Origin of the sequence: Pseudomonas sp. NBRC 111124 (assembly GCF_001320245.1) — a bacterium.
In the GTDB taxonomy this organism is placed as follows: Bacteria; Pseudomonadota; Gammaproteobacteria; order Pseudomonadales; family Pseudomonadaceae; genus Aquipseudomonas.
The window spans coordinates 114,418-128,117 of the sequence record NZ_BCBA01000039.1 but is presented as its reverse complement, the minus strand read 5'-3'; the positions used below and the strand labels follow the sequence as shown (position 1 = coordinate 128,117).

Genomic DNA, 13,700 nt, shown 5'->3' with positions numbered 1-13,700 from the left:
GGCGGGTGGCTTGAACGATCTTGCTTGTTTGCTGCTTGTGCCGGCCTCTTCGCGGCTAAATCCGCTCCTGCAGGAATAGCGTCATTTTTGTACTAGTGGTGGGCAGGTGATTAACGCGTAGTCAGCCGATGCTGCGCCGCCACACAGCCATTGATGTCCACGGCCTTTTGCAGCAGTGCCTGGCGATGCTGTGGATCAAGGTCACCGAGCAGCCGGTAGACCTCGGCCTGGTAGTCGCGCTGGCGACCCCATTGCATCTCCAACCCCTGCGGGTGGGCGCGGCTGCAGGCCAGGCGGGCGGCTGGCTGCGGGTAGTAGGGCGCATACAGGGTGGCCATGCTCGGGATCGCTTCCAGCGCTTCGCGGTAGGCCGGGCTGGCGTTGTAGCCCGGGCACCAGGTCGCAATCGCTGTCGCCGGTGGTGCAAAGCCCTGATTCAGGCTGGCTTCGAGCAACGGGCAGGCAGCATCGGCAATCTGTGCTGCAGGCAGGTAGGTGGTGTAGTACAGCGCCAGGCGATACTGCGCCACCGGGTGGCCAAGCTCCACCGACTTCTTCAGCAAGGCCACTGCCGTCGGCAGAGTGTGTGCCATCGCCCGGCCTTGGCGGTTGAGCTCCGGGTCGACGCCCAGGGCAGTGCGCAGGGTGCTGTTGTCGTCCTGGTTGTCGGCCTGCTCCAGCAATGGCAGCGCCTGGCGGTAAAGCAGGTCGGCGTGTGGGTCGATGCGTACTTCGAGCGCGTTAGCGGCAACCGGGGTCAGCGCGATGAACAATGCTGGTGCCAGCGTGATGCGGCTCACAGGCGTGCCCCAAGCAACGGACGGAGCCGGCAGGCTGCCAGGTACGGGTGGGCGGCTTGATGATGGGTCACGACTGCGCGTACGCCTCGGGTGAATCGGAACGACGGGCTATTCTAGCCAAGCGCGGGCAGAAACCGAAACCCCGACGGTCGTCTGTCAGACCAGCTTGATCGGTGTGACCTTGCGTTGGGCGTGTCGTTCCTGGGCCAGCCCCAGTTTGGCAGTGATCACTTTAGCCAAGGCATTGTTGCCCAGGTCGTTCAGGTGCAAGCGGTCGACGAACAGGTCGGCGCCGAAAACCGGCGAGCTGCTGAGCATGCTGTTCATGTCGTAGCAGGGCACCGGGTCGGCCTGGCTCTTGATGCGGCGGAAGAAGGCCATGTGCAGCTGGCTGTCGAAGGTGTCTTCGAGCAGGCGATCGAAATTTGCCGGTTGCTGCTTCAGGGCGGCGAGCATCGCTTGTTCACCTGCCGGCAGGGTTTCCCGGCACCAGGGCAGCAGAGGCTGGAGGATGAAGGTCAGGGTGGCGTGGCTGTCAGCCAGCATGCGGTCCCATTGGCGCAAGGTGCGGCCGATGCTGTCGGCCGCGCGTGCCAGGCGCTTTTCCGGGGCGGACAGCGACCAGGTGGGGGGAGGCTCGTTACGCCGCGGTGCCAGTGCCTGGCCCAGGCGCTGCCACAATGACTCGCGGCGGGCCGGGCCAGTTGGCGGCATGCCTTCGTTGAAACTGTTCAGGTAAGCCTGGTGAGCCTTGGCTTGCTGTGGGTCGTGAGGGCCGGCCAGGACTTCGCCGAGGGCTTCATGGGCCAAGGTGTTCAAGCCACTGAGCAGCACCACATGGCCCACTTCGCCGAAGCGGTGCTGGTGGGTCAGGAACATCAGCAGCTCCTGACTCGCGTTGAGCCCGCAGCCCGCCAGGCTCAGCCACACCTCACCGGTCAGCATCGACAGGTGTGAAGCCACCGTGTGTTCATCGGAGCTGGCGCCGATGCCCAGGGCGGTCGAGCCGCCCACCAGCAGGTTGATGCGCGGCGCACCGCCGCGTTCGGCGGCCGAGAAGCGCTTGCCGGCGCAGTGGCTGTAGCGCAGGCCAAGGGCGTCGGTGTTGATGGTGCTGGAGCGGTAGCCGCTTTCGTGCACATGCAGGGTGTGCGGTGCGCGGCGGCTACCCAGCAACAGAAAACGCTGGTAGTCCTGATGCAGTGGCGAAGCGAGGCCCTGGGCGTGCGTGGTGGTTGCGGACGGTGTCATGGGCGCTCCTTCTCGGCGGGCGTTGCAGCGGCGCAGGACGTTCAGCCCGCCAGCTCCTTGAGGTTATAGGCCAGGCCGCCGGCGGCGATCAGCAGCAGCACAACCCCCGAGGCCAGGGAAATCATGCGGTTGCTGCGCTGCGAGGTGATCTTGCCGATGGTGAAGATGTACAGGCTGAGCACGGCGAAATCGATCAGCACCCACAACAGCGACAGCACCACCATGCTCTTGCCGAACGATTCGGTGATTTGAATGAACTGCGGGAAGAAGGCAATGAAGAAGATGATGTCCTTCGGGTTGGAAATGCCCACCATGAAGCCTTGCCATAAACCGCCGCGCCCGGCTTTGGCCGGTTGCAGTTCGGCTTCGTCGATGGCCGGCGCCTGCAGGCACTCGCGCAAGGTACCCACGGCGATGTAGCCGATGAACAGGCAGCCCAGCAGGCTCATGCCGCTGAGCCAGGCCTTGTCGATGGCCGCACTGGTGAGGATGACCCAGGCGGCGGCGCCGATCAGCACCAGTGAGGCCCAGTTGGTGCCGACGGCGGTGAACATGGCCTTGCGCGAGCCGGAGGCCGCGGCTGTGTTGACGATCAGCGCCACCACCGGGCCGGGGGTGGCGATCAACAGCAGCACGGTGAGTGCGTAAGTCAGTGTCAGTGCGGTATTCACGGTCAGTTCTCGGTCAGGGTGTCAGATGTCGCATGTGCGTGGGCATGAAAGGGGCAGCGCGACGGATTGAGCGAGCCTGCTTCCTGCAGTTGGTACTGCTTCCATTCAAAGTTGTCGTCCTGGCCAAAAAAGCCCAGGGTTTCAGGCATGACCCCATCGTTGTAGTGGCGCACGCGATCACGAATGCGGGCGCGAATGCGTTGCCCACTTTCGGTGCTGGCGTTGGCCACCTCGTCGAAGTTCTCCCGGGGATTGATGACGAAGGTGATGTGCGGGCCCAGGTTGCGGCTTTTCATCTGCTGGTGGCCGGGGAAATTCATGTTGATGAACAGCGGCATGCCGGCGTAGCAGAACGACCAGGCGTTGTCGTGCGGGTCGGTGGGGATCGCCTGTGGCCACGGGTGCGGGTCACGGGCGTGGACCCCACGCAGGACTTTCCAGGCCAGCGCCTGTTGTTCGGCCAGGGCGCTGTCGGCGGCGGTTTCGAGAAACACCACCAGCGGGCTGCCGATGCGTTGCTTGATCGGCACGGGGGTAATGGTGCGGACATACTCGGCCAGGCCTTGGGCGATATCATCGGCCAGTTGTTCGGCACGGGCGAAGAGGATGTGGCAGGATGCGCCGGCTACCGCTTTACGCCCGAACAGGCACGGGAAGTCGGGGTTGGCGAGTACGCTGCGAAAATGTTGTAGGGTTTGGTGCGTCCAGTGCTGAGTGTTCCGTACATGTTCTTCGGCCAGCTCTAGCGCATCCAGGCGATAGCAGTTTCCATAAACCGTAAACATGATTTCCCCAGGAGATTCAAGTAAGTGAGCGTTCCACTCATATGCAGGCAGGTTGGATACTTATCTTTGTTATTTACCCGCATTTTCTGAGACGCTGTTCACGTTGTAAAACGCGTGGAACTATGACCTACTATTAGTCTCACTCATGCTTCGAGGGCGCCATGTCGGAACGGATTCAAGCATTGCACGCCCTGCGTGCGTTCGAGGTAGCCTCGCGCTACGGCTCGTTTACCCGGGCCGCCGAAGAGCTGGCCCTGACCCAAGGCGCGGTCAGCCATCACATCAAGACCCTCGAATCCATGTTCGGCTGCGACCTGTTCGAGCGACGCGGCCCCAAGTTGAGCCTCACCGAGCATGGACGGGTGCTGGCTCAGGAGCTGAAGGTCGGCTTCAAGATCATCGAAAACGCCTGTGCGCTGCTGCGCCAGGACCGTTATGGGTTGCGCTTGAAGGCCCCCTCGACGCTGACCGTGCGCTGGCTGCTGCGGGCGCTGGACGGTTTCAAGAAGCTCGAAGACAACTGCAGCGTGCAGCTGTCGAGCGTGTGGATGGACATCGACTCGGTGGACTTCTACTCCGAACCCTACGACTGCGCCATTCTCCTGGCCAACGGCCGTTTCCCGGCCGATGTCGAGAGCGTCAAGCTGTTCGATGAGTGGCTGATCCCGGTGTGCCACCCGGACTACATGGCGCACGCGCAACCGGAACTGGCCGACCTGCGCCAGTGTGAATTCCTTCACCCCTCACCGGACCGCCGCGACTGGCGGCGCTGGCTGGCGCGCATGGATGCGCTGGACATCAGCATCGACCAGGGCCAGGTATTCGATACCCTCGACCAAGGCATCTCGGCGGCGCAACAGGGCCTCGGCATTTCGGTGGTCGACCTGGTGCTGGCCAGTGCCGACCTCGCGGCCGGGCGCCTGGTGACGCCGTTCAAGCATGCGGTATCGACCGGTGACGGTTACTACATGACCTGGCTCAAGAGCAGCCCCAAGGCGCGACAGATGCACAAGTTGCGCGACTTTCTGCTCAGCCAGGTGCCACCGCTGAGCTACAAGGACATCAACTACCTGTACGGCTGAACACGCGCTCCAGCATGAAGTCGATGAACACCCGCAACTTGGGCGGCACGTGGCGCCCTGACGGCCATAGCAGGTAGAAGCTGCCACGCCGTTCGATGAAGCCGTCGAGCACGCTCATCAAGGTGCCAGCGGCCAGTTCGCGACGCACGCTGAAGTCCGGCAGGCAGGTGATGCCGCGGTGGTTGAGGGCGAAGCAGATGCGCGTCTCGACGTGGTTGCAGACCATCGAGATGGGAATGTCGTAGCCCTGCTCGGGGTGCTCCTGGCGCAGCGGCCAGGCTTCCAGCTTGCCGTTGCTGGGGAAGCGGTAGTGCAGGCAGGTGTGTGCGCTGAGTTCGCGCGGGTGCAGCGGTGTGCCACGCGCGCGCAGGTACTCGGGTGAGGCCACCAGGCAATGCTGGAAGTGCCCGAGAAACTTGGCGTTGAGCCGCGAATCCAGCGGCTGGCCGCCGCGCATCACCACATCGAAGCCTTCACCGACAATGTCGACCATGCGGTCTGTGAACTCCAGGTCCAGTTCCACCTGCGGGTAGCGTTCCATGAACTCGGCCAAGGCCGGCATCACCAGCCCGGTTACCTGGGGCAGGCTCACGCGCAGGCGGCCGCGCGGTGTTTCACTGGCCTGGGACAGTTCCTGCTCGGTGGCCTCGATCTCGGCCAGGATGCGCCGGCTGCGCTCCAGAAACAGCGTACCTTCTGCAGTCAGGGTGATGCTGCGGGTGCTGCGGTGGAACAGGCGTACACCCAGGCGGCTTTCCAGGCGCGCCACGCGCTTGCCCACGGCCGAGGCGCTGATGCCCAGCGACTGGCCGGCGGCGACGAAGCTGCGGGTTTCGGCGACCCGATTGAACACTACGAAGCCGCTGAGGCTGTCCATTTTCGCTCCTGATTACGGACATCCACGTCCTGGGTGAGCGGCATTGTAACCGTCTTTTTCCGCAATGCGCGGCCTTGCAGACTGTGGGCCTTGATCGCAACCACAAGGCATCCTGAAATGTCCCAGACATCGACTGCTTCACTTGCCAGCACCGAGCGCCTGCCTTTGAGCGGGCTGCTGGCGCTGGCCATGACTGGCTTCATCGCCATCCTCAGTGAAACCCTGCCGGCAGGCCTGCTCGACCAGATCGCCGATGGCATGCACATCAGCCAGGCCATGGCCGGGCAATGGGTGACGGCCTACGCGCTCGGCTCCTTGCTCACTGCCATCCCGTTGGTGACCCTGACCCAGGGCTGGTACCGGCGCCGGGCGCTGCTACTGGCGATTGTCGGTTTTGTTCTGTTCAACGGCCTGACCGCCGTTTCGCCTTCCAACACCCTGACCCTGTTGCTGCGCTTTCTCACCGGTGCCGCTGCCGGCCTGGCCTGGGGCCTGATCGCCGGGCATGCCCGGCGCATGGTGCCGGCAGCCCTGCAGGGGCGGGCAATGGCCGTGGCCATGCTCGGCCAGCCGATTGCCCTGTCGCTGGGCTTGCCGATCGCGACCTGGCTGGGCGCCGGTCTGGGCTGGCGCACCACCTTTGCCGTGGTCACGCTGGTGGCGCTGCTGCTGGTGGTGTGGGTGCTCCGGGCGGTGCCGGATTACCCGGGGCAGGCCCCCGGCAAGCGCCCATCGACGCTACAGGTGTTGCGTACACCCGGCGTGGCCGTGGTGCTGCTGGTGATCCTTGCCTGGATCCTAGGCCACAACATTCTCTACACCTATATCGTGCCGGTGCTGGCGGCGGCAGGGATGGCGGCCGATGTCGGCCAAATACTCATGCTGTTTGGCCTCTCGTCGCTGACCGGTATCGTCATGGTCGGCCTGATGGTCGATCGCCATTTGCGCAAGCTGGTCGTGCTAAGCCTGGCAGGGTTTGCCCTGGCCACGCTGTTGCTGGGGCAGGCCACGTCCTGGGCCATCTACCTGAGCGTGGCGTTGTGGGGCCTGACCTACGGCGGTGCGCCGACCCTGTTGCAGACCGCTTGCGCCGATGCGGCGGGTGAGGGCGGCGATGTTGCGCAGTCGATGCTGGTGACGGTGTGGAACAGTGCTATTGCCCTGGGCGGGATCGTCGGAGGGGTGCTGCTGGCCGGCGTGGGCGTCGAGGCATTCGGCAGTGTGGTGTTGGCATTGATCGCAGCGGCCTTGCTGATGGTGCTGGCGACGCGCAGAAGCGGCTTCGTGGCCGGGCCGCGCTAGCGTAGAATCGACGTTTTCAGCAGAGGTTGACGCGGTGGAGTTGCAGCAGGGCTTTGTCCTGACCCGGCATTGGCATGACACGCCCGAAGGCACCTGCGTGGAATTCTGGCTGGCCACCGATGCCGGGCCACGCTTGTTGCGCCTGGCGCCACAGGAGTCGGTGGCGTTCATACCGCAGGCGCAGGCCGAGCACGCCCGGGTGTTGCTGGCCAAGGAGCAGGGCGCTCAGCTCAAACCGTTGCGCCTGAAGGACTTCGACCAGCGTCCGATGCTGGGCCTCTACACCCGCCAGCACCGCCAGCTGATGCAGCTGGAGCAACGCTTGCGCACGGCTGGCATCGACGTGTTCGAGGCCGATATCCGCCCGCCAGAGCGTTACCTGATGGAGCGCTTCATCACAGCGCCCGTGCAGTTCACCGGCCAGCGGGACGCGCAGGGCGTGTACTGCGAGGCCCAGCTCAAGCCGCTGCCAGACTATCGCCCGACCTTGCGCCTGGCCTCGCTGGACATCGAGACCAGCGAGCGCGGCGAGCTGTACAGCATCGCCCTGGAAGGCTGTGGCCAGCGCCAGGTCTACATGCTCGGCCCGGCGAATGGTGATGCCGAAGGTGTGGATTTCGACCTGCGCTACTGCGCAGACCGCGCCGAGCTGCTGACGTGCCTTAACCAGTGGATGGCCGAGCATGACCCGGATGCGATCATTGGCTGGAACCTGATCCAGTTCGACCTGCGCCTGCTGCACGAGCACGCCAAGGTGCTGCAAGTGCCGCTGGCGCTGGGGCGCAATGGCGCGCCGATGACCTTGCGCAGCCATGCCGGTGGTGGCCACGTATTCGCCGATGCCCCGGGGCGCCTGTTGATCGACGGCATCGAAGCCCTGCGCTCGGCGACCTGGAGCTTCCCCTCGTTCAGCCTCGAAAGCGTTGCCCAGACCCTGCTCGGCGAAGGCAAGGCCATCGACACGCCCTACCAGCGCATGGACGAGATCAACCGTCGTTTCGCCGAGGACAAACCGGCCCTGGCCCGCTATAACCTCAAGGACTGCGAGCTGGTCACGCGCATCTTTGCCCACACCCGGTTGCTCGACTTCCTGCTGGAGCGTTCGTCGGTCACCGGGCTTGCGGTGGACCGCAGTGGCGGCTCGGTCGCCGCATTCTGCCACCTGTATATCCCGCACATGCACCGCATGGGGTTTGTCGCACCCAGCCTCGGCAGCCGTCCGGACGAAGCCAGCCCCGGTGGCTTCGTCATGGATTCGCGCCCGGGGCTGTACGACTCGGTGCTGGTGCTGGACTACAAGAGCCTGTACCCGTCGATCATCCGCACTTTCCTGATCGACCCGGTGGGCCTGGTAGAGGGCTTGCGCCTGCCCGATGACGAGCACTCGGTGGAGGGTTTTCGTGGCGGGCGGTTTTCGCGTACCCAGCATTGCCTGCCGGCTATCGTCGAGCGTGTCTGGCAAGGCCGGGAGGCGGCCAAGCGCGAGGGCAACGCGCCACTGTCGCAGGCGCTGAAAATCATCATGAACGCCTTCTACGGCGTGCTCGGCTCCAGTGGCTGCCGCTTCTTCGACCCGCGCCTGGCCTCGTCGATCACTATGCGCGGCCATCAGATCATGCGTCAGACCCGCGCGCTGATCGAGGCGCAGGGTTACCAAGTGATCTATGGAGACACCGACTCTACCTTTGTTTGGCTCAAGGGCGCCCATGGCGAAGAAGCGGCGGCCCGTATCGGTCGGGACCTGGTGGCACAGGTCAACCAGTGGTGGCGTGATCACCTGCTTACGTCCATGAACCTGGAAAGCGCGCTCGAGCTGCAGTTCGAGGTGCATTACCGGCGTTTCCTGATGCCGACCATCCGCGGTACCGACGAGGGCAGCAAGAAGCGCTATGCCGGCCTGGTGCAGCGCGCCGATGGCAGCGAAGACGTGGTCTACAAGGGGCTGGAGTCGGTGCGCACCGACTGGTCGCCGCTGGCCCAGCGGTTTCAGCAAGAACTGTACGGGCGGATTTTTCGTGGCCAACCTTATCGCGACTACCTGCGTGAGTACGTGCGGCAGACCCTCGCGGGTGAACTGGATGAGCTGCTGGTCTATCGCAAGCGCCTGCGCAGGCCATTGGCCGACTATCAGCGCAACGTGCCACCGCACGTGCGTGCTGCGCGCCTGGCGGACGATTTCAACGTTCGGCTCGGTCGCCCCCGGCAATACCAGCGTGGTGGCTGGATCAGCTACCTGATCACCACTGCCGGCCCCGAGCCGCTGGAAAACCTGCAGGCGTCCATCGATTACGAACATTACCTGCGCCGCCAGCTGCAGCCAGTGGCGGATGCCATCCTGCCGTTTGTCGGGGACGATTTCAGTGCTCTGACCGATCGCCAGCTTCTCTTGTTCTGAAACTTGGGGTAGGTATCTAGCACTTACCCGCCAATGCTGGAGATTAGCTTCGCTCCTCTCATTTTCGGAGGTGCGATATGAAAACCAGCGAAAGCCCGATTGAACTGCAAAATGCCAATACGGCCATCGAGCAAGCGTTTCAGGACGGCGTGATCGCCCGTCGTCTGCCGGCATGGATACGCAACCTTGCGAGTCATTCACTGACTGTCGAGCAACTGACGAAAGTCTTCGAGGCACTGAAAACCAGTTACGTCAGCCACCAGCGCCTTCTCCGTGAAACCAGTCGGATCGAGGATGTTCATCAGTATTGCAGGCCGCTCTTGCAGCGTGCGCTGAACATACCGGTCGATTGCGATACGCTGTTTTTTCGACACTTCTACTTCAGCGTATCCCCCGCGCCTGAAGGGAGCATGGGGCGTGTACCGCAACAGGAAAAAAGCAGCTACGACATCCCTCTGCTCGATGCAGCACTGGCCAATTTCACCGAGGACGAGTCGTTGGTTGGGGGCTTGCCACGCGATGATCGTCTGGTGAAAGCCGACGGCAGCACCTTCATGCAGCTGTCCATATCAGCGTTCGCCAAGCGTTGTCGGCAGATAGATCTGGGCGGGCGATATCAGCAGCATCTGGCCTCGGTACTCGATACCTCGGCTGCGGATGGGACAGGCTTCAAGTCTTCCTTCAAGGCATTGCAGGTCGCGACGATGTTGCTTGACGCCTGCAAGGCCAAGACCGAGGGGGCCCTCACAGCGGACGAACTGGTGCTGATCTTCGACCTGTGCCGCGACGCCCGGCCAGGTTTACTTGGCGGCAAAGCGGTGATCGCCAAACAGCTGAGCGTGTATGGATGCAAGGTCGAACAGGTGCTCGTGCTTGACCAGACCACCACCACGTTAGGCTTTTCGTCCAGCCAGCGCGTGCTGGTGTACATCCCGGGGGACCCGGTCAGCCCCTGGAATGCCGCAGCAGACCTCGACACATTCATTCGACGGACGTTAGGCAAGCGCCTGGGCGATGAGCCTTATCAGCGCTTCTTCAGCCGCTTTATACGCCGCCGCGACAGCGCGATGTTCTTCGCCATGGTGGCTGACGAACTGATGGATGTGGCCGCGTGGGCCTCGCGCGACATGGACCAGCACATGGTCGCCTATCCATTGCCGTTGTTCGACCACCTGGCGCAAGCGCAGGTTGACCAGATCAAGGATGATGCCGCAGTGGTTGCCGTGCCTGTGAAGGCTATCGACAGCTTGCTCAGCCAGGCCAGGCATGAACGCCGGGTATCGGCGGCGTGGATGATCGTCAATGCGGTAGGCCTGATCGTGCCTGGCGTTGGCCTGGTCTTGGGCGCCGTGCTGATCTGGGACATGCTGAAGGAGGCTTTTCACGCCGTGGAGGATTGGCGCGCAGGTGACGTTCACGCAGCGGTTGAGCATCTGGTAAACCTTGCCGAGACCGTGGTCATGGTCGGCGTCACGTCTGTGGTTGCGACGGCGGTGGCACGCGAGTGGCGCGCGGTTGACGAAATGGCGACAGCCCGCCTGGAAGACGGCAGTGAGAAACTCTGGCGCTTCGACCTCACGCCGTTTCGCGCTGCGCCGCCGCCGGTGCAGGCGCTTGTCGACAGCGAGGGCGTTTACCGGTTGCAGGGCCGTAGCTGGGTGAGCATGCATGGTTACTTCTACGAGGTGGTTCAGCGGGGCGACGAGCAGTGGCAAATAGTGCCGAAGCAGGGTCATGGCCCGCAGCTTCGGCATAACGGCGCCGGTGCCTGGCGGGTCTGGTGCGAGCAACCGATCGAGTGGGACGAGCCACGGGCACTGTTTCGTCGTCTGGGCAATGAATTCAGTCGCCTTGAAGATGGGCATGTCGACCAGGTGCTGGCCATTCATGGTCTGGATGGCGGCTATCTGCGCGGCTTGCATATGTGTGGTCAGGCGCCGGACGCCTGCCTGGTCGATACCGTAAGCCGCGTCGAAGTGGTGAACCGCATTTTGGCCCTGGTCGCTGACCTGCGCACGGGCAGGGCAACAACGGACTCAGCACTGCTTGCCAAGGTTCACCGTTGGGCTGACAGCGAAACAGTTACAGATGTTGGGTTGGCCGAGCGGGTGTGGGGCCGCAGACGGTCGTTGTTCCAGCAGCTCTATTACGAGAAGTATCCTGTGACGGCTGACACGCGAGTGCTGCAGCGTGACTTCGCCAGCCTTCATCGACTGGGCGCCGAAGCGTTGTTGAGGACCGTCGAGGAGGCGCATCTGAACGCGTCGGCTGCTTCACTGGTCAAGCGCATTCGCTGTATTCGGGTGCATGAGGCATTGCTGTTCGATACACCGCAAAACCTTGACCTGGCCCGTGTCGTGCTCAAGCTGCTTGAGCAAATGCCGGGGGCCGCCAGCGGCCCACGATGGGAACTGTTCAATGGTGACGTGGCAGCGCCCCTGTCGAGCAGCATTGGCACGCAGGGGTTACGGCGCCTTCGTTTTCGGGCTGGCGAATTTGAGTGTAGCGACGAGCAGGGCAATGCGCTGGTTGAGCCGGGCGAGCTGTTTCAGCAACTGGCTGCCGGGTATTGCTCCGAGCAACAGGATGCGCTGCTGGTCGGCAAACCCTTTGCCGTGCATCTGCGCGCGTACATGGCACGCTGTGTCGCACAACGACAGGCGCTGATCGCCGAAGCGCTTGGTATCGTCCAGCCGGGGGATACCTTCCTGGCGCCGCCACGACTGGTCAATGGCCGGCTCGGGTACCCGTTGAGTGGCTGGCGGCAGCGCTTTGGCGCTGGTAGAGGTGCGGTGAGAAACCTGGCCGCCGAATTACGGGACCTGTACCCGGGCTTCGATGATGCAGAAGTCGATCAATGGCTAGCGCGCCTTCGCGTGTTGCAACGAAATCCTGCCAGTGAGTTGTCTGAGCTGAAGCGGCAGCTCGAGGCCCTGCGCACCCGCCTGGGTAGCTGGCAGACCGCGACCGTAAAAGTCTGGTGTTGGCGTGCCCGCCGTGAATTTGCACGAGGGCTGATCGATTGCTGGCGTTATCTGGTACCTCAACTGCCCGCCGGGTTAGAAGAAGGGCGTGGCTATCTTCTGAGCACTTACGGCAGTGATCTTGATGAACTGCCGAGTATTCCTGCGAACGTCAGTTTTGCCCACGTCTCGGACATGGCACTGCGTTCCTTGCAGCTACGCAGCGTGCCAGAGAAGTTTCTACGGGCGTTCGATGGGCTGACCTCATTGAGCATCACCAATTGCCGCTTGAGCGGCCTGCCGTTGACGGCCGCATTGGCCGAGCGCCTGCGTATTCTTGACCTGTCCGGCAACCAGATTCACCTGGGCGCCGATGGTCTTGATGTGCTTGTACGCTGCAGGCGGTTGATTTATCTCAATCTCTCGCATAACCCATTGCAACGTGCGTTTTCCATTTTCGGGATGCCCAACCTCAATGCCCTGATGCTGCGCAATGCGCAATTGACGCAGATGCCTGGCAGCGTGGTGGAGTCCATGAGCCTGCACACGCTCGATGTAGGCGATAACAGCATCCGTGTGCTGCCTTTTGCATTCTATCGTTCGAGATTGTGGCGTTCAGGCCGGGTCAGGCTCACGGGTAACCCGTTGCTGGAAGTACAGGATGTATGGGGGGAGGCGCCGGATGACCAAGTACCCTTCAAGCAGCGCTGGCTTGATCGGGTGGCTGAGGATCAACGTGATCGCATGGCCAACACCTGGGGCAAACTCTACGGCAACAGTGCTTCAAGAGACTTCTTTCACTTGTTGGGGCGGCTGACCACTTCGGCGGATTTCCAGAATGAGTTCCTGTCCCGCTACCTGGCACTACGCATGTTGCGAATGCTCGATTACATGGCTGAGCGGCCGGCGTTGCAAACCGAGCTGTACGAGCATGCGTTGACTGAGCACTGTCAGGACAATGCCACATTGCGCTTCAGTGACCTGGAGGTGCGTGTCAGTCAATGGAAGGCTTTGCACGATGACGTTTCGGGCGATCAGGAGCGGGTACTGCTGCACCTGGGCGCGCAGTGCTGGCGTATGGAGGTGCTCGATGATGTCGGTGGCTGGCATGCCATACGGGTGGGCAGGCCTGACGAATCGCTTGAATTTGCCCTGGCGTATCGCCTGAGCCTTGTCGATGAGCTCGACCTGCCCATCGAGCATGACGAGATGCTGAACCCCGGTGTCGCCAGCCTGTCGGCGCAAGACCTTCTTGCTGCAGTACGCAGTGTCAGGGCAGTCCAGTCAAGGGATGTGTTGGTGGACTACCTGTCGACGACCCGCTTCTGGAGAGAATATCTGGCGAAAAAATATTCCGGGCGGCTCAGTGTTCCGCAGTCGTTGCATGATGAACTGGAGGCGCTGATCGAAGCCGAAGCCTCGTCCACTGAAATCGGCCGGCTGCAGGAGCGTGTGCGACAGCGGGAAATCAACGTTTACAAGCAGCTAACCCGTGAGGCTGTCGACAGGCACCTGACTACGGTGATGCTTGTGCCGGCCCTGCCGTGGCACTGACCCGGTGTGCCCGGTGCCAG

General features: G+C 62.8%; 9 protein-coding genes. 4 read left to right on the top strand and 5 right to left on the bottom strand.

The genetic code is table 11. The annotated features are described in order from the left end of the window. Window positions 1-110: 110 nt before the first annotated feature. From APH28_RS16290 to APH28_RS16275, 4 genes are all read right to left on the bottom strand, one after another. Complete coding sequence (locus APH28_RS16290; RefSeq protein WP_060511030.1) at window positions 111-800, bottom strand: hypothetical protein; 690 nt, start codon at window positions 798-800, stop codon at window positions 111-113. 156 nt (window positions 801-956) lie between these two features. Then, window positions 957-2,051, bottom strand: a complete 1,095-nt coding sequence (locus tag APH28_RS16285; protein ID WP_060511028.1) for a hypothetical protein — start codon at window positions 2,049-2,051, stop codon at window positions 957-959. 41 nt (window positions 2,052-2,092) lie between these two features. Then, complete coding sequence (locus tag APH28_RS16280) at window positions 2,093-2,722, bottom strand: LysE family translocator (protein ID WP_060511026.1); 630 nt, start codon at window positions 2,720-2,722, stop codon at window positions 2,093-2,095. Window positions 2,723-2,724: 2 nt separating this feature from the next. Further along, window positions 2,725-3,507 carry a YqcI/YcgG family protein gene (locus tag APH28_RS16275; protein WP_060511024.1) on the bottom strand — a complete coding sequence of 261 codons (783 nt, stop codon included), beginning with the start codon at window positions 3,505-3,507 and terminating at the stop codon, window positions 2,725-2,727. A 161-nt stretch (window positions 3,508-3,668) separates the two neighbouring features. Between APH28_RS16275 and APH28_RS16270 the strand changes: the two genes are divergently transcribed. Further along, window positions 3,669-4,589, top strand: a complete 921-nt coding sequence (locus APH28_RS16270; protein WP_060511021.1) for a LysR substrate-binding domain-containing protein — start codon at window positions 3,669-3,671, stop codon at window positions 4,587-4,589. On the opposite strand, the gene APH28_RS16265 is transcribed toward APH28_RS16270, so the two are convergent. After that, a complete protein-coding gene (locus APH28_RS16265; RefSeq protein ID WP_060511019.1) occupies window positions 4,570-5,466 on the bottom strand; it encodes a LysR family transcriptional regulator in 897 nt (298 codons plus the stop codon). The genes APH28_RS16270 and APH28_RS16265 overlap by 20 nt on opposite strands. A 117-nt stretch (window positions 5,467-5,583) precedes the next feature. Between APH28_RS16265 and APH28_RS16260 the strand changes: the two genes are divergently transcribed. The 3 genes from APH28_RS16260 (at window position 5,584) to APH28_RS16250 (ending at window position 13,680) form a co-directional block, all read left to right on the top strand. Then, entirely contained in the window at window positions 5,584-6,768 is a 1,185-nt protein-coding gene (locus tag APH28_RS16260; protein ID WP_060511016.1) for an MFS transporter, read from the top strand. A 34-nt stretch (window positions 6,769-6,802) separates the two neighbouring features. Next, window positions 6,803-9,163, top strand: a complete 2,361-nt coding sequence (locus APH28_RS16255; RefSeq protein ID WP_060511015.1) for a DNA polymerase II — start codon at window positions 6,803-6,805, stop codon at window positions 9,161-9,163. A 77-nt stretch (window positions 9,164-9,240) separates the two neighbouring features. Further along, on the top strand, window positions 9,241-13,680 hold the full coding sequence (locus APH28_RS16250; RefSeq protein WP_060511013.1) for an NEL-type E3 ubiquitin ligase domain-containing protein: 4,440 nt from the start codon (window positions 9,241-9,243) through the stop codon (window positions 13,678-13,680). The last annotated feature ends 20 nt before the right edge of the window (window positions 13,681-13,700 follow it).